The organism is Sphingomonas sp. GW821-FHT10F11 (assembly GCF_058809095.1).
Genome location: NZ_JBXASH010000003.1, coordinates 491,163 through 506,872, shown reverse-complemented (window position 1 = coordinate 506,872; position 15,710 = coordinate 491,163). Strand labels below are relative to the sequence as shown.

The window sequence follows — 15,710 nt, the reverse complement described above, 5'->3', positions numbered from 1 at the left end:
ATGGCGCCCAACGAGGGGCCAAGGAGTCAAAAGGAGTTTGTCATGCGTAAGATACTGATCTCGATCGCGATGCTGTCTGCTACGATCGCCGCCGTTCCGGCCTCCGCCCAGGCCTGGCGGATCCAGCCCCGGGTCGAGCGGGAGATCCAGAGCGACATCAACCAGCTGCAGAACCAGATCCAGCGCGCGCAGCAGCGCCGCACCATCTCGCAGCGCGAGGCCATGGGCCTGCGTCGCGACGCAACCAACCTGCAGCGCACCTACAACAATTATCTGCGCGGCGGCCTGAACCGAGCCGAAGTGAGCGCGCTGCAGAACCAGGTGAACCGCATCCATATCAAGCTGCGCCTCGAGCGCCGCGACTGGGACAGCCGCCGCGGCTGAGGCGGGCGGATAAAGTTGATGGGGGGCGTCACCGCGGTGGCGCCCCTTTTCTCATGTCGGGTCGAACAACGCCGTAAAGGCCGCACTGTTCTGTAGCACCGTCCACGCCGTCAGATTGGACAGCAGGTTCATCTGGACCGCCGACCGCTCGGTCCTGAGCGTGCCGTAGTGCGGGAAGTCCTGAGTCGCGAGCTCGACATCGACCTTCAGCTTGACCAGCTCGCTGGTGAGCAGCTTGTACCAGGTCTCCGACATGCCGAGATACACCCACAGCACCGTCACGTCGCGGCCGGCCGGGATGCCGAACCAGTCATTTTCCACGGTCGTCAGCTGCTGAGTGAAGATCGGCGCCATACTCTCGCCGCTACCGATGCTCTGCCACAAACCCTCCAGCAAAGGCTGGAAAGCGTCACTGGAAAAGACCTGGCTGAACCGGTGCAGATCGCTCGCCGGCGCCTGAGATGACGGCGCATAGGGCGGCGACACCTTGTCGTTATAAGCCTGGAAGCCGAACAGAGCGGGAATGCTGGAATCGACCACGATATTCCCGCTCGAATCCTGCTTCAGCGCATTCTCGGTGTTCACGAAGGCGATGATGCTCGACACGTCGGGATAGAACAGCATCGAGGTGACCCCGGTATTGTCGAGCGATCCGCCATCGGCAAAGTCCTGCGACGCCGCACCGCCGGCGGACGGCGGCGTCCCGGGCGACCAATAGTCATATTTCGGGATCAGCCCGCTCAGCACGTCAGCTCCGCCGAGCTGCCCCTTGACCGCATCCATGCCGCCGCTCTCGGCGGCGGTGGCGAGCGCTTCCAGCGTGCCGGCCACCTCGACCGCCGAATAGCCGGCCCCGGCCAGGCTCGCCGCGGCGCTGTCCTTGTGCACGCGCATCGCCGCGGCGAAACGCTGAGGCGATCGCGACCACTCGGCGATCTGGCCTTCGAGCGTCGCGGCGAAGGCGGCGCTGCTCGTGCCGAGAATATCCATCAGCGACCATTGCCGGCTCTGCTGGATCGTCGCGTACCCGTCGCTACCGATCGACTGATAAACCGAATTGAACCCGAACGAGCCGACCGCCCCGCCGCCCACCGCCAGGCCGTTCCCATCGACGCCTCCGTCGGGTGTCGGCAGGATGCCGGTCAGCACCGGAGTCGACTGGACCGGCACGAGCGCCTTGGCATTGTCGTCGCTGGGCAGGGTCACGAACATGCTGGCGACGCCGAGCAGATAGGGCCTGCCCTGCCCGGCAACCTGCGCGACGAGATAGGCCGGCACATCGGCCAGCGACGGATTGGGCCCGGTCACCTGACCGTCGAGCACCAGCGTGTCATAGGAGAACAGACTGTTCGGCTGATAATCGCCGGACGATGCGGGAAACAGGCCATAGGGCTGAAGGAAATGCAGGCCCATCAGCGTCTGCCACAACATGCTCGACGGCACGCTCTTCGCCCGCAGATACACCGCCTTCGCTGCGAGATCGGCGATCGAGAAGCCGCTCGACACCTGCCCGCCGATCCAGCCCGCCGGCGACGCATCGATGATCGCATCGGTCAGCGCGGCCGGATCGGTATAGCTGCCGAGGAACTGCGCATCGGAAAAGCTCGACGGCAGATAGGTGAAGGGAATGCCGACCCAGCCGCCGCCGGAGACGGTCGACATCGCCACGACCTGGCTGAGCAGGCTGTCCCCCGAGCCGGTGGTCAGCATCTCCAGCGCCTGGAGCTGGCCGATCCCCGCCCCCATCGCCCGCGAGCCGCCCCCGCTGAGGCAGATGCCGACCCCGCCGGTCGTGGCGCCGCTGGCCGGCAAGGCGGCGGCCGCTGCGCCGCTGGTCCGGTACACCGGGGTGACGAAGCTGCTCGAGCCCTGATCGGTCATGACACTCTCCGCGAGGAATCCGCCCGCAAAAAGATGCCCGGGCGCGCAGTGAGTCAATCGCGGGAGGAAGGAATTCGAACCGATCCGGTGAGAATTGCGCCCGGAAAATCCGGAGTCTCGGTTACTTGGGCACTTACCAACACGAGCATCCGTTGGCGCCCAGAAAAAAGGGGTCGGAGTGAATTTCGACACTCTCAGCCTATGTCAGGTCCTGCGCCTCGAGCCAGCGCCGCGATCGCGTTTCAGGTAAGAGGCGAGCCTTGGCCACCAGAAATTCGGGGACACTATACTCAATTCAATTAATAGTGTCCCCGAATAAAAAGGAGGTCGGAGTCATTTACAGGCAGGCCGAACGCAATCGGCGCCGAGAATCGCGCCAATGACCCCGACCCCTTTTCCACAAGACCTGATCCTCGGGCCTGGGGCGCCTTCTCAGGCAGCCCCGTCCGTCGCCTGGATAGCGCCGGATGTGCGAACCGGAAACAGGGCTCGAAGCTTCGGGTCCCGCAGCCATAGACCGCCCCACATGAACAAGCCCAGATAGACGCCGAACAGGATGTGCGTGAAGAGCGGGTTCTCGATCCGGATCTGCGTGGCGATGGCGCCGCCGAGCAGGCCGGTCATCCAGACAGCCCCCAAAATGCTTGTCCGCGGGATCGCGTAGAGAACAGTTCCGACGATCTCGATAAAAGCGATGAAAAAGAGGTATTTGGGGGGCCACCCCAACGCGATCATGGAGGGGGCGCTGACTTTTTCGGCGAGAAACAATTTCGGCGCGATCGAAGCACCGGCCATGAACAGAATGAACAAGCCGCTCAAGACTCGCCCTGTCCAGATAAAGGCAGCGTTACTCATTGATCTCTCCTTTCCGGTTGTCGCTTTTGGAGGGCTCGCGGTGTGAAACGCCTCCAGAGAGCAGGTTCACAATAATATCTTGACGGCGAGATAATTAGGCGCATTTATCTCGTCGTCAAGATAAATATCGCACCCCGTATCATGGAAAATGCAATGATCGATGATGTCGACCGATTCAGGGAACAATGGGCCAGGGAGTTGCCGGACCTCGATACCACGGCGATGTCGACGCTGGGACGCATCAACCGGCTCGCCCATCTCGCTCACCCCAAGATCAACGCCGTATTCGCCAAATTCGACATCGATCGGGGCGAGTTCGACGTCATTGGCGCGCTACGGCGTTCCGGTCCGCCTTACCGGCTGACGCCGACGCAACTCTACACATCGCTGATGCTGTCATCCGGCGGGCTGACGAGCCGACTTGCCCGGCTCGAGAAGGCCGGGTTGATTGCGCGACAACAGTCGACACAGGATAAAAGGAGCATTGTTGCCTGCCTCACCGAAAAGGGTGTGCATGTCGCCGAAGAAGCCTTTCGAGCCGATATGGCGAACGAACTCGACCTGTTGAATTGCCTCGATCGGACAGAGCGCGAGACATTGGCGCGCATTTTGCGAAAACTGATGGTTTCCCTCGAGCCTTGAGGTGAAAAGGGGTCGGAGTCACTCACGCTCAACCCAACCCCTGATCTGTGTCGTGCCGGAGACGGGATCGCTGTCGGCTTACCGCCGCGATCATTTGCCCAGCCGCGCCCGCAGCGACAGGGTGATGCGGCGGTCGGCGACGAACCATGAGCGCGGCGCGGTGACCAGATTGTTGTTGATCACCTGGGAGGTCCGCGTCGTCGCCGCCGTCAGATTATATCCCTGAACCCCCAGCCGGATGTTCGGCGTCACCGTGACGAACGCCGATGCGTCGAGCTGCCCGGTCGCCTCGGAAAAGATCGGCGCAAACGGCACGATCACGTCGCGCGTCGTGAGCAGGAAGCGCGAGCGCCAGGAATAGGCAGCGCGCACCTCCAGCTTGCCGCGCTGGTAGAAGGGCTGGAGGTTGAACGTGTATTTGGACAGCCCCTGCAGCGGCAGCCGGCTGGTGTCGACGCTCGCGACGGTGCCTGCCGCGACGTCGGGATCGGTGCTCGACAAGGTGCTCTGCCGCACGCCCTTCGCGTCGACATAGGTAAAGTTCGCGGTCAGGCCGAGGCCGGACAACAGGCCGGGAAGGAAATCATAGGTTTGCGAATAGCCGACCTCGAACCCGCGCACCCGCCCGATATCGGGCGCGTTGAGCGGGGTCGTCACGATCCCGTCGAAGCTGACACCGTTGTTGGTGAAGGTCAGCCGTTCGGTCCCGTTGGTGACGACGCCGCGCAGATCCTTGGCGAACAGCGCCAGCGAAATCTGGCCGACCTTGGAGAAATAATATTCGGCGGTCAGGTCGATATTGTCCGCCCGGACCGGTTTCAGATACGGGTTGCCGACGTTGAAGATCGCCACTGGACGGCCGTTGGTGACGATCGTCTGATCGGCCGTGTTGAGCACGACATTGTAGAAGGCGCGGGTCAGGCCGAACTCGGGCAGCGCGATCGACTTGTTATAGGCGACGCGGAACAGCAGCCCGCCGCCGACCGACAGCTTCGCGTTGAACGCCGGCAGGAAATAATCATAGTTCAGCCGCGCCGCGACCGGCGTCAGCGCGCCGTTGGAGAACTGGTTGGCGTCGGCCACGAACGCGCAGAAAGGCGATGTCGGCTGTGAGCAGCTGTAAACCCGCGACGGGAAGGAATAAAAGCCCGACGCCTCGCGAAGGGTCGACGTATAGCGGACCCCCGCATTGCCGGTCAGCTTCCAGCCATTGGCAAATTCGCCGCCGAACCGCGCGACCAGATAGCCGGCGTTGACGGTCTCCTCGACCGGGTTGATTTCGCCGGGCAGATAATCGGTACCGGGAATGACGCCGCACCGCTGCGAAAGCGGCACCCAGTTCTGCGGGCAGCCGTTAAGCAGGCGCGCGCGCCATTCGTCGCCGATCTGCATCAGGGTCGCGCTCGCGGCGCCATAGTCGCGCAGCATCGCCGAGGGGAAATAGAGGCGGCCCTGGCCCGCCGGGCTGGCAATCTGCCCGCGATAGAAATCGTTGAAGAAGAACGGTGTCGACGGCCCCACCGGCCCGCCGAGCCGGCTCGGATTGGTGCCGACATTGTCCGGGATGCCGTTGACCGGATCATCGAGCCAGACCGGCCCCGCGCCGGCATAGATGTCGCTGAGCACCCCATAATTATAGGCGGAGAAGCGCGCCGTGTTCAGGCGGTTGGCCCAGCGATAGCCGGCATCGACCGACTTCAGCCAGCCCTCGGGCAGGCTGTAGCTCAGGTCGATCCGCGCCGCGTCCTCATTGCCGTCGCTGTTTTCGACATGGTCCATCGCCGCGCCGTAGAAGGTGTTGTACGGATCGAGATAGCTGGCGTGCGGCGGCAGAAGGTAGGTCGGCGGATAGGGCGTAGCGGTCGGATTGGCCGAAAGACCGCACGCGGCGCGCGTGGGGCAGGTCGGGACCGGGATGAAGGTGAGGCCCGGCAGCGCATCGCCGTTGAGCTGGATCGCGGTGTTTTGATAACTCACCGTACGCACGCTCATGTCGTAGACATCGACCTTCGAACGGACATGCTGATAGTCGAGCTTCAGCGCCAGCCGGTTGCTGACCTCCCATTTCAGATTCGCGCCGAAATCGTCGGTCAGCAAATGACGGTCGACATAACGGGCGGTGTTGTTGCTCTTCATCCCCGAGAGCGGCACGCGCGCCCGGGAATTATACTGGTCGTCCCGATAGCCGATCGGCGCCGTCAAGGTGCCGCTGCTGAAGATGCCGTCGTCATCGAAGGTGAGCGCGGTGCCGGCCAACGGCCTGGAATCGCCGGCCGAGGTGACGTTGTCGGTCGCGATCTCCATCGTGTGTTCGTCGGAGCGCTCGCGCGCGTCGGAACGCAGGAACTGGAACGTCGCGGTCGCGCGACTATCGTTGCTCCGCCACTGGAACGCACCGGCATAGCCATAGCGGACGCGATTATATTCCTGGGTACGCTGGCCGCCGCCGCGCGGTACATAGACCTGGCGCGCGCCGGGCGTGGTCGGGGCGACCAGCGCACCCGACGCGTCGAGCCCGCGCAGGCCGAAATTGGCGATCTGGATTCCGTCGGCGCGCGAATTGAGTTCGGAACGCACGAAGCTGGCCATCACGCCGAACTCGCCGATCCCGGTGGAGAAGCGGTCGCTCAGCAGGACCGACACGTTCGGCGCCGACTTGTTCGCGAAGTCGCTGTAATTCTGTTCGACCGTCGCCGCGAGCAGCCGTCCGCGCGCATCGAACGGCAGGCGCGTGCGCAGGTTGACGATACCGGAAATGCCGCCCTCGATCATGTCGGCGCTTGGGCTCTTGTAGACATCGACACCCGCCAGCAGTTCGGCCGGCACATCGGCAAAGCTCAGGCCGCGGCCATTGTTGGCGGTGAAGGTGTCGCGGCCGTTCAACTGGCTGCGCGTATAGGTCAGGCCGCGCACCACGACGCCGCTGCCCTCGACCGAGAAACGGTCGGGATTGTTGCCCGCGGCGAAGCGGGTGATCGATACGCCGGGAATGCGTTGCAGCGCCTCGGTGACGCTGCGATCGGGGAGCGCCCCGATGTCCTGCGCGGATACGCTGTCGACCACGACATCCGCGTCCCTCTTCTGGTTGCGCGCTGACTCGATGCTGGCGCGAAGGCCGGTCACCACGATGTCGGCTCCAGCCGCATCGTTCCCAGCCGCGCCGCTGGTCTGGCCATCGTTTACCTGCGAGTCCTGACCAGTCTGCGCGACTGAAGTCGGACCAGTCTGCTCCGGGGCCGGCGCCCCCGCCGGATGGGTCGGCGCACCCTTCGCGGGCGTCGGCACGGCCTGGGCATAAGCGGTTGGACAGGCTGCGGTAAGAGCCGCCAATGATACGCCACAAAAGAAGCTCAGCCGCCCGCCCAAGATCGGCGTCAGCTGCAATCGGTCCCCTTTGGTTACCCTGTCCATCTCCCGCTCCATTTTTTGTCCTACGTTGTCGTGCCAATTTACCGTATTGGTCGGGCCACTTGTCAAGCATTAATGTGATGCGGGGCGTTCTGTCGGCCAAGCGCGCTCTGTCAGCCCTCCCTGCGGATGCAGAAAGAGGACGTTAATAGACAGAGAATAAAAGCATAATTGACGAAGAGGTGTTATGCGACCTTGCTGCCGGCTTGTTGTTGGTAAGACCAATGCTTCACTTTATGCCACCGGTGTCAGGCCACGCCGGTCTTGAGCAGGCCGGCGACAGTGTCGCGCCATGCGTCCGACTCGTTGCGCGCGCGCCATTACTTCCGGCGCCGCGATCGGGCGGGCCACGAACTGGGTGGAAAAGGGGTCAGAGTGATTTATGGCCCGCGCGATCTCGCGCGATAGGGCGCGATTGCGCGCGTGGCGAAGCCCCCTCGATTCAACCGGCAAGGCTGCCTCGGCTATCCTGCGCTGTTGCCCTCGACGCGATGACGCCGTCGAACCGGGAGAGTCAGCATAAGGCCGGAGTCCAACATGCGCGCGATGAAGAGTGTCAGTACCGATCGACCGATTCTCATAATTCCGCAACTATCCGTCTATTCTACGGATGTATTTCCTTGCCGAACTGAGGAAGAACCGCACCTCAAAGGGCACACATCGCATGTGAATAGGAATCCTCTTCATCGCCCTCCAAGTAACGATGTGAAAAAATCGGGGTCGACGTTGAGTGGCAAAAATGGCTTTTTACTGTCGACCCCGCAGTATCGCCATGGCCGCTTTACTTGCCTTCACTCCAACACAGTCCCGCCCCAACGGCGGCAGCGGCGTACCTCAGTTCCGCGGCGCCTGCCGCCGATAACTCAGCGCTTCCGCCACATGGATCCGCCCCACCCCCTCGCTCCCGGCCAGATCGGCGATGGTCCGCGCCACGCGCAGGATGCGGGTATAGCCGCGCGCCGACAGCCGCATCGCCTCCGATGCCTGGGCGAGCAGTTTCCGCCCCGCCTCGTCGGGCGTCGCCACCGCTTCCAGCAGCACGCCGTCCACCTCGGCATTGGTGCGGATCGGGTGGTCGGCATAACGCGCCGCCTGGATCGCCCGCGCCGCGGCCACGCGCGCGGCGACTTCCGTCGACCCTTCCGCCGGCGGCGGCAGCACGAGATCGGCGGCGCTCACTGCCTGCACCTCGACATGCAGGTCGATCCGGTCGAGCAGCGGCCCCGAGACCTTGGTCTGGTAATCCGCCGCGCAGCGCGGCGCGCGCGAACAGGCGAGCGACGCATCGCCGAGATGCCCGCAACGGCATGGATTCATCGCCGCGATCAGCTGCACGCGCGCGGGAAAGGTCACATGCGCATTCGCCCGCGCGACGCTGACGGTGCCGGTCTCCAGCGGCTGACGCAGCGAATCGAGCACCGCGCGCTGGAATTCCGGCAATTCGTCGAGGAACAGCACGCCGAGATGTGCGAGGCTCACCTCGCCCGGCTTCACCTTCAGCCCGCCGCCGACCAACGCCGCCATCGACGCCGAATGATGCGGCGCACGGAACGGCCGGGTGCGGGTCAGCCGCCCGCCGCTGAGCGTCCCGGCCACGCTCGCCACCATCGACACTTCGAGCGCCTCGGCCGCGTCGAGCGGCGGCAGGATGCCCGGCAGGCATGCCGCCATCAGCGATTTGCCCGCGCCCGGCGGGCCGACCATCACCATATTGTGGCCGCCGGCCGCGGCGATCTCCAGCGCGCGCTTGGCGGTCTCCTGCCCCTTCACCTGCGCGAGATCGGGGCCGAACCCCGCTTCCTCGACCTCGCCCGGCTGCGGCGGGGAGAGCAGGCCATGCCCCTTGAAATGATTGAGCAGCGCGAGGATGTCGGGCGCGGCCAGCACCTGCACGCCCGCCGCCCAGGCAGCTTCGGATCCCTGCGCGGCCGGGCAGACCAGCCCCTTGCCGATCTCCGATGCATGCAAGGCCGCCAGCAACACGCCTGGCGAGGAAGCCACGCGCGCATCCAGGCCAAGCTCACCCACCACGACATAATCGGCCAGAGTCTCGGCATCGACCACGCCCATCGCCCCGAGCAACGCGAGCGCGATCGGCAGGTCGAAATGCGACCCTTCCTTGGGCAGATCGGCCGGCGACAGGTTCACCACGATGCGCTTGGGCGGCAGCGAGAGGCCCATCGCCGCGATCGCCCCGCGCACCCGCTCGCGGCTCTCCGCCACCGCCTTGTCGGCCAGCCCGACCACATTGAACGCCGGCAGGCCCGGGATGAGCTGGACCTGCACTTCGACGGCACGCGCCTCGAGCCCGAGATACGCCACCGTCGATACGCTCGCGACCATAATGCCCCCGATTTCCCCCGAAGAACGTTGGTCATACGCAATTTTGTCCGGGAAGGAACCGCCCCCTCCCGACAGGAACAGGAAGAGTGTCTTGTCAAACCAACACACCGTGCCCACATCAAGTCCCATGCGCAGTACACGCCATCCGACGATCCGCTTCTGCCTCTTCTGGCTGGGCGTCCTGCTGGTGATCGCGACGCCGCTGGTCGGCGTGATCCCCGGCCCTGGTGGCGTGTTCGTGTTTGCCGGCGGGCTGGCGCTGATGCTGCAGAACTCGCACTGGGCGAAGCGGCGCTTCGTGCACACCAAGCGCCGCTGGCCGAAGCTCGGCCACTATGCCGATATCGGCCTGCGCCGCGCGAGCGCCCGCCGTCGCCGCGAACGCGACCGGGCGCCCCTGGAACGTTGACTAAGCCGCACTCTTTGCCTAAGGGCACCCGCTACGAGGCCGTCCGCGTGGCGGCCCTTTTCTATTCAGACGACCAGGGAATGAACGATGAAGCGGACCTTTCAGCCGAGCAATCTGGTGCGCGCGCGCCGGCACGGTTTCCGGTCGCGGATGGCGACTCCGGGCGGCCGCAACGTGATTCGCGCTCGCCGCAATCGCGGCCGCAAGAAGCTGTCGGCCTGACCACGCTCCGTGTCCGCCGCGATTTTCTCGCGGCGAATGCGGGAAAACGCGCACCGATGCCGGGCTTCGTCCTGCTCGTGCGCGATCGTGCCGACGGCGATCCGTCGATGCGAATCGGGTACACCGTCACCAAGAAGATCGGCAATGCGGTCGTGCGCAACCGCATGAAGCGCCGCCTGCGCGCGCTCGCCCGCGATCTGCTGCCCGAATCGGGCATTCGCGGCGCGGACCATGTGCTGATCGGGCGCAACGGCGGCATCGAACGCGACTTCGCGCAGCTCCGTGCCGATCTCGCCAAGGCGCTGACGAAGGTGGCGCGGTGACAATCCCCACGCCTGTCATGCCGGAACACTTCCGGAGCGACGGCTTGGCGGGTTCCGCACCATGCTGACCCGCCTCCTCATCGCCCTGGTCCGTTTCTGGCAGATCGGCCCATCCGCCATCCTGCCGCCCAGCTGTCGCTATCAGCCGACCTGTTCAAGCTATGCAATCGAGGCCCTTCGCCGCTATGGCGCGCTGAAGGGCGGGTGGCTGGCGGCAAAACGGATCGGACGGTGCCATCCCTGGGGCGGGTTCGGTCACGATCCGGTTCCCTGAAGCAATGCAAGACCAGACGCCTATCATGAGCGGGACATCACTCACGTGAATAACGACAACAAGAATTTCATCCTGTTCGCGGTGTTCGCCGCGCTGATCCTGTTCGGCTGGCCGATCGTGACGGCAAAGTTCTTCCCGGCGGCCAACCCGCCGGTCACCAAGATGGTGGACGGCAAGAGCAAGGTCGTCCCTGCCCCCGGCACGAGCCCCGCCGCAGAGGGCGCCGCCGCGGTGCGCGACCTCAAGACGGTGCTGGCCGAGAGCCCGCAGCGCGTGCAGATTCAGACGTCGAAGCTGCGCGGCTCGATCAACCTGAAGGGCCCGCGCATCGATGACCTGGTGCTCGTCAACTACAAGGAGACGATCGCCAAGGATTCGGTGCCGATCCGCCTGCTCTCCCCGTCCGGTGCGCCCGAGGCCTATTTCGCCGGCTTCGGCTGGCGCGACGACGGCCTGAAGCCGCCGAGCGCCGATACCGTCTGGACCGCGAGCAGCCCGATCCTGGCGCCCGGCAAGCCGGTGACGCTCGACGCCGCCAATGCACAGGGCCAGCATTTCCGCATCGAGATCTCGGTCGACGACGATTACATGTTCACCATCCGCCAGACCGTCGCCAACAACGGCGCGGGCGCGGTACCGGTCGCGACCTATGGCCTGGTGAACCGGACGGGTGTGTTCAAGGATCCCGATACCTGGACGGTGCAGATCGGCCCGATGGCGGTCTATAACGGCAAGGCCGATTACGGCATCAACTTCAGCGACGTCGACAAGGCGCCGGAAAAGTTCACCACTACCTCGGGCTGGCTCGGCTTCACCGACAAATACTGGCTGACCGCTCTCGTCCCCGACAAGGCGCAGGCGTTCGACGGCCAGTTCCGCGCCGGCGCCAACAAGGCGTACCAGGCCGATTACGCGATCAACCCGAAGCTGCTCCAGCCCGGGCAGCAGGTGACCCAGACCTCGAACTTCTTCGCCGGTGCAAAGGAAGTGCGCCTGCTCGATCGCTATACCGACAAGCAGGGCTTCACGATGCTCGATTACGGCATCGACTGGGGCTGGTTCCGCATCATCGAGAAGCCGATCTTCTATTATCTCGACCTGCTGTTCCGGCTGGTCGGCAATTTCGGCGTCGCGATCATCCTGCTGACCATCACGATTCGCGGCCTGATGTTCCCGATCGCCCAGCGCCAGTTCGCCTCCATGGCCAATATGCGCGCGATCCAGCCCAAGATGAAGGCGCTGCAGGAGAAGTATAAGGACGACAAGCCGCGCCAGCAGCAGGAGATCATGGCGCTGTACAAGGCCGAGAAGGTCAATCCGCTCGCGGGCTGCCTGCCGACCTTCCTGCAGATCCCGATCTTCTACGCGCTGTACAAGGTGCTGCTGCTGACGATCGAAATGCGCCATCAGCCCTTCGTGCTGTGGATCAAGGATCTGTCGGCGCCCGATCCCGCGACCATCCTCAACCTGTTCGGCTATCTGCCCTTCACCTTGCCGCATTTCCTGGCGATCGGCGTGATCCCGGTGCTGCTCGGCATCTCGATGTACTTCCAGTTCAAGCTGAATCCGGCCCCGATGGACGAGGCGCAGAAGCAGGTCTTCGCGCTGATGCCCTGGGTGCTGATGTTCGTGATGGCGCCGTTCGCGGTCGGCCTGCAGATCTACTGGATCACGTCCAACACCCTCACCATCCTCCAGCAGCGCCTGCTCTATGCGCGGCATCCGGGGATGAAAGAGGCGATCGCGAAATGACCCATGGCTGATCCCTTCACCCCCGAAATGATCGAGGTCGCGCGAAAGACCTTCGCCGGCCCGGTCGCCTTCCTGAAGTCGGCGCCAAAGCTCGAATTCCTGCCGGACGCGACCGTGCCCGAGGTTGCGTTCGCGGGCCGTTCCAATGTCGGCAAGTCGTCGCTGCTCAACGCGCTGACGGGCCGCAACGCGCTCGCCCGCACGTCCAACACCCCGGGCCGCACCCAGGAGCTGAACTTCTTCGACGTGGGCGATCCTCTCGCCTTCCGGCTCGTCGACATGCCCGGTTACGGCTTCGCCAAGGCGCCCAAGGATATCGTCAAGAAGTGGCGCTTCCTGGTGAACGACTTCCTGCGCGGCCGGCAGGAACTGAAGCGCGCGCTCGTGCTGATCGATGCGCGCCACGGCATCAAGGAAGTCGACCGCGAAATCCTCGAGATGCTCGACAAGGCCGCCGTCAGCTATCGTATCGTCCTGACCAAGGCCGACAAGATCAAGCCGACCGAACTCGCTGAGGTCGCCGCGCAGACCGCTGACGAAGTCCGCAAGCGCCCCGCGGCACATCCCGACATCCTCGAGACCTCGAGCGAGACCGGCCTCGGCATCCCTGAACTGCGCGCCGCAGTGATCGAAGCGATCGGCTGAGAATCCCTCTCGCGTCGATTCAACTTCCGTTGCATATCGCTACCCATAAAGAGGGAGAGACGCGATGACCATCACCACCGGCCTGCAGATCAGCTCGCTGATCACCCCCGAAGGCGAACTCCGCCTGACGCTGGACGATGTCGCGATTCCCGCGCCCGGCGCCGACCAGATCGTCGTGCGCATGGAGGCCTCGCCGCTCAATCCGTCCGATCTCGGGCTGCTGCTCGGCCCGGCCGACCTGACGACGATCGCGGCCAGCGGCCCCGCCGACCGCCCGGTCGTCACTGCGTCGGTCAATCCCGCTTTCCTCCCCTCGCTCCAGGCGCGGATCGGTGAAGCCATGGCGGTCGGTAACGAAGGCGCCGGCGTGGTGGTCGATGCGGGCGACGACGCGAAGCATCTGATCGGCCGCACCGTCGCGATCCTCGGCGGGTCGATGTATTCGCAATATCGCGTGATGCGCGCCGCCGAGGCACTGGTCCTGCCCGAGGGCACCACCTCGGCCCAGGGCGCGTCCTGCTTCGTCAACCCGCTGACCGCGCTCGCCATGGTCGAGACGATGCGCGGAGAGGGCCATACCGCGCTGGTCCACACCGCCGCTGCCTCCAACCTTGGCCAGATGCTCAACCGCATCTGCATCGCCGACGGCGTGCCGCTGGTGAACGTCGTGCGCAGCGAAGCGCAGGCGAAGATCCTGACTGATATCGGCGCGAAATATGTCGTCGACAGCACCGCCCCCGATTTCCGCAACAAGCTGATCGATGCGCTGATGGAAACCGGCGCGACCCTCGCCTTCGACGCCGTCGGCGGCGGTCCGCTGGCCGGGCAGTTGATCGCCGCGATGGAAGTCGCCGCGACGCGGAAAATGACGTCGTACAGCCGGTACGGTTCGACCACGCACAAGCAGGTCTATATCTATGGTGTGCTCGACACGCGCCCGACCGAGATCGGCCGCAACACCGGCATGGCCTGGGGCGTGGGCGGCTTCCTGCTCACCTATTTCCTGATGAAGGCCGGGCAGGAAACCGGCCAGCGCATGCGCGCCCGTGTCGCCGCCGAACTCACCACCACCTTCGCCAGCCACTACACCTCGGAAATCTCGCTGGCCGAGGCGCTTCAGCCCGAGACGATCGCCGCCTATGCGCGGAAAGCGACCGGCGAGAAGTTCCTGATCAACCCCAGCAAGGGCCTGTAACACCGCATCGGGCGCGGGAGTTGCCGCCCGCGTCCGGCCCGTCTATCCAGCCGCCCATGCTCAAGCTCATCATCGGCAACAAGGCCTATTCCTCCTGGTCCCTGCGCGGCTGGCTCGCGTGCAAGCAGTCGGGCCTACCCTTCGAGGAAGTGGTCGTGCCGCTCTACGACGCCGACTGGGACAAGCGCCGCGAAGGCGACGAGTTTGCCCCCTCCTCGGGCAAGGTGCCGATCCTGTGGGACGGTGATGCCGTGGTATGGGACAGCCTGGCCATCATCGAATATCTCGCCGAAAAGACCGAGCGCGCAAAGTTCTGGCCCGAGGACGACACCGCCCGCGCCATGGCCCGCTCGATGGCGGCGGAGATGCATTCGAGCTTCACCGCGCTGCGCCGCAAGCACAGCATGAACATCCGCCAGGTCTTCCCGCCCAAGCGCCCCGACGACGATGTGCTCGCCGATATCGGGCGCATCATGGAACTCTGGGCCCAGGCCCGCGCCCGCTTCGGTGGGACCGGCAAGTTCCTGTTCGGCGAGTTCGGCGCAGTCGACATGATGTACGCGCCAGTGGTGACCCGCCTGGTCACCTACGGCCTGCCGATCGCCCGCTTCGCCACCGGCTACATGGATGCGGTGCTGCAGCACCCCTTCATGCAGGACTGGATCGCCGGCGCGCAGGAAGAGGAATGGGTGATCGAGCAATTCGAGCAGCCGACTTCGGCGTAAGCGAAGTCGCCCCGGCGCAGGCCGGGGCCCAGAATCAAAAGGCGCCGACGATCGATTCAACCGCGGTGCGAACGCGTGCATGGTCCGAATCGCGCGGACCAGCACGCTCTTTCTCATGATGGTCGAAAAATCCGCGCTTCGCCCGTCCCCGCTACCGTGAAGATCAGCCCGGTTATTAGCGAGGAACAGGGCGCAAACCGCCGCTAGAAGTCCCCGCCATCCTTCCGCCGGAACCCCTTGCCCGCAAACAAATGCATATCGATGTCCGGATAATGGCAGTCGGTATCCGATGGCCGCCCGACCGCGACGAACACGCAATCCGCATCGCTGCGGTTCTGCAGCACATGGCCGTTGCCGTCATTCTTCGGGAAGGCCGCACAGGCGCCCGGGCGCATGACATGCTCGCCGTCATCATCGACCAGCACCGCCTCGCCCGCGATCATCACCAGGAACTCGTCCTCGCCCTCATGCCAGTGCCGCTGCGACGACCAGGCGCCCGGCTTCAAGGTGACATGGCTCACCCCGAAGTCGTTCAAGCCGGATGCCGGCGCAAGGCGGCGATACCAGCGGCCCTGGACTTTCTCCGAATGCGGCGGCGGATAGCCGGTCGCATTGGTCTGCGGGATTGTATCGAGATCGAGCTTGGGCAATG

The 15,710-nt window shown here is 64.7% G+C and carries 15 protein-coding genes; 10 read left to right on the top strand and 5 right to left on the bottom strand.

Annotation, left to right across the window (positions count from 1 at the left end):
- Positions 1–42 precede the first annotated feature (42 nt).
- Positions 43–384, top strand: coding sequence for a hypothetical protein (locus tag AC1RT8_RS12795; protein ID WP_493076030.1), 342 nt, complete (start codon positions 43–45; stop codon positions 382–384).
- Positions 385–435: 51 nt separating this feature from the next.
- Here the strand turns inward: AC1RT8_RS12795 and AC1RT8_RS12790 are convergent, their stop codons facing one another.
- Together AC1RT8_RS12790 and AC1RT8_RS12785 are read right to left on the bottom strand one after the other, a co-directional pair.
- On the bottom strand, positions 436–2,265 hold the full coding sequence (locus AC1RT8_RS12790; protein WP_493076029.1) for a hypothetical protein: 1,830 nt from the start codon (positions 2,263–2,265) through the stop codon (positions 436–438).
- A gap of 432 nt (positions 2,266–2,697) precedes the next feature.
- Complete coding sequence (locus AC1RT8_RS12785) at positions 2,698–3,120, bottom strand: DoxX family protein (RefSeq protein WP_493076028.1); 423 nt, start codon at positions 3,118–3,120, stop codon at positions 2,698–2,700.
- A gap of 153 nt (positions 3,121–3,273) precedes the next feature.
- Here AC1RT8_RS12785 and AC1RT8_RS12780 point away from each other — a divergent pair, with 153 nt between their 5' ends.
- Positions 3,274–3,762 carry a MarR family winged helix-turn-helix transcriptional regulator gene (locus AC1RT8_RS12780; RefSeq protein WP_493076026.1) on the top strand — a complete coding sequence of 163 codons (489 nt, stop codon included), beginning with the start codon at positions 3,274–3,276 and terminating at the stop codon, positions 3,760–3,762.
- Between the two features lie 90 nt (positions 3,763–3,852).
- Here AC1RT8_RS12780 and AC1RT8_RS12775 read toward each other — a convergent pair whose 3' ends face one another.
- Both AC1RT8_RS12775 and AC1RT8_RS12770 read right to left on the bottom strand, forming a co-directional pair.
- Positions 3,853–7,047, bottom strand: coding sequence for a TonB-dependent receptor (locus AC1RT8_RS12775; protein WP_493076025.1), 3,195 nt, complete (start codon positions 7,045–7,047; stop codon positions 3,853–3,855).
- A 957-nt stretch (positions 7,048–8,004) separates the two neighbouring features.
- Positions 8,005–9,513 (bottom strand): YifB family Mg chelatase-like AAA ATPase, encoded by a 1,509-nt coding sequence (locus AC1RT8_RS12770; protein WP_493076024.1) that lies wholly within the window; start codon positions 9,511–9,513, stop codon positions 8,005–8,007.
- A 127-nt stretch (positions 9,514–9,640) separates the two neighbouring features.
- Here AC1RT8_RS12770 and AC1RT8_RS12765 point away from each other — a divergent pair, with 127 nt between their 5' ends.
- The 8 genes from AC1RT8_RS12765 to AC1RT8_RS12730 all read left to right on the top strand — a co-directional run bounded on the left by AC1RT8_RS12765 (position 9,641) and on the right by AC1RT8_RS12730 (position 15,058).
- Positions 9,641–9,922: a hypothetical protein gene (locus tag AC1RT8_RS12765; protein WP_493076023.1), complete on the top strand. Its 282-nt coding sequence runs from the start codon at positions 9,641–9,643 to the stop codon at positions 9,920–9,922.
- 87 nt (positions 9,923–10,009) lie between these two features.
- Positions 10,010–10,144, top strand: a complete 135-nt coding sequence (rpmH, locus tag AC1RT8_RS12760) for a 50S ribosomal protein L34 (RefSeq protein ID WP_010162954.1) — start codon at positions 10,010–10,012, stop codon at positions 10,142–10,144.
- A complete protein-coding gene (gene rnpA / locus AC1RT8_RS12755) occupies positions 10,141–10,467 on the top strand; it encodes a ribonuclease P protein component (RefSeq protein ID WP_493076130.1) in 327 nt (108 codons plus the stop codon). The genes rpmH and rnpA overlap by 4 nt, the downstream gene beginning before the upstream one ends.
- A gap of 61 nt (positions 10,468–10,528) precedes the next feature.
- Complete coding sequence (gene yidD, locus AC1RT8_RS12750; RefSeq protein WP_372857062.1) at positions 10,529–10,741, top strand: membrane protein insertion efficiency factor YidD; 213 nt, start codon at positions 10,529–10,531, stop codon at positions 10,739–10,741.
- Between the two features lie 45 nt (positions 10,742–10,786).
- On the top strand, positions 10,787–12,493 hold the full coding sequence (gene yidC / locus AC1RT8_RS12745; protein WP_493076022.1) for a membrane protein insertase YidC: 1,707 nt from the start codon (positions 10,787–10,789) through the stop codon (positions 12,491–12,493).
- Positions 12,494–12,496: 3 nt separating this feature from the next.
- Positions 12,497–13,138, top strand: a complete 642-nt coding sequence (gene yihA, locus AC1RT8_RS12740) for a ribosome biogenesis GTP-binding protein YihA/YsxC (RefSeq protein WP_493076020.1) — start codon at positions 12,497–12,499, stop codon at positions 13,136–13,138.
- A gap of 64 nt (positions 13,139–13,202) precedes the next feature.
- On the top strand, positions 13,203–14,333 hold the full coding sequence (locus tag AC1RT8_RS12735; RefSeq protein ID WP_493076019.1) for a zinc-binding dehydrogenase: 1,131 nt from the start codon (positions 13,203–13,205) through the stop codon (positions 14,331–14,333).
- Positions 14,334–14,389: 56 nt separating this feature from the next.
- Entirely contained in the window at positions 14,390–15,058 is a 669-nt protein-coding gene (locus tag AC1RT8_RS12730) for a glutathione S-transferase family protein (RefSeq protein ID WP_493076018.1), read from the top strand.
- A gap of 203 nt (positions 15,059–15,261) precedes the next feature.
- Here the strand turns inward: AC1RT8_RS12730 and AC1RT8_RS12725 are convergent, their stop codons facing one another.
- The gene (locus AC1RT8_RS12725; RefSeq protein ID WP_493076017.1) at positions 15,262–15,708 is read right to left on the bottom strand and encodes a cupin domain-containing protein; all 447 of its coding nucleotides are present in this window, start codon (positions 15,706–15,708) and stop codon (positions 15,262–15,264) included.
- Positions 15,709–15,710: the final 2 nt, after the last annotated feature.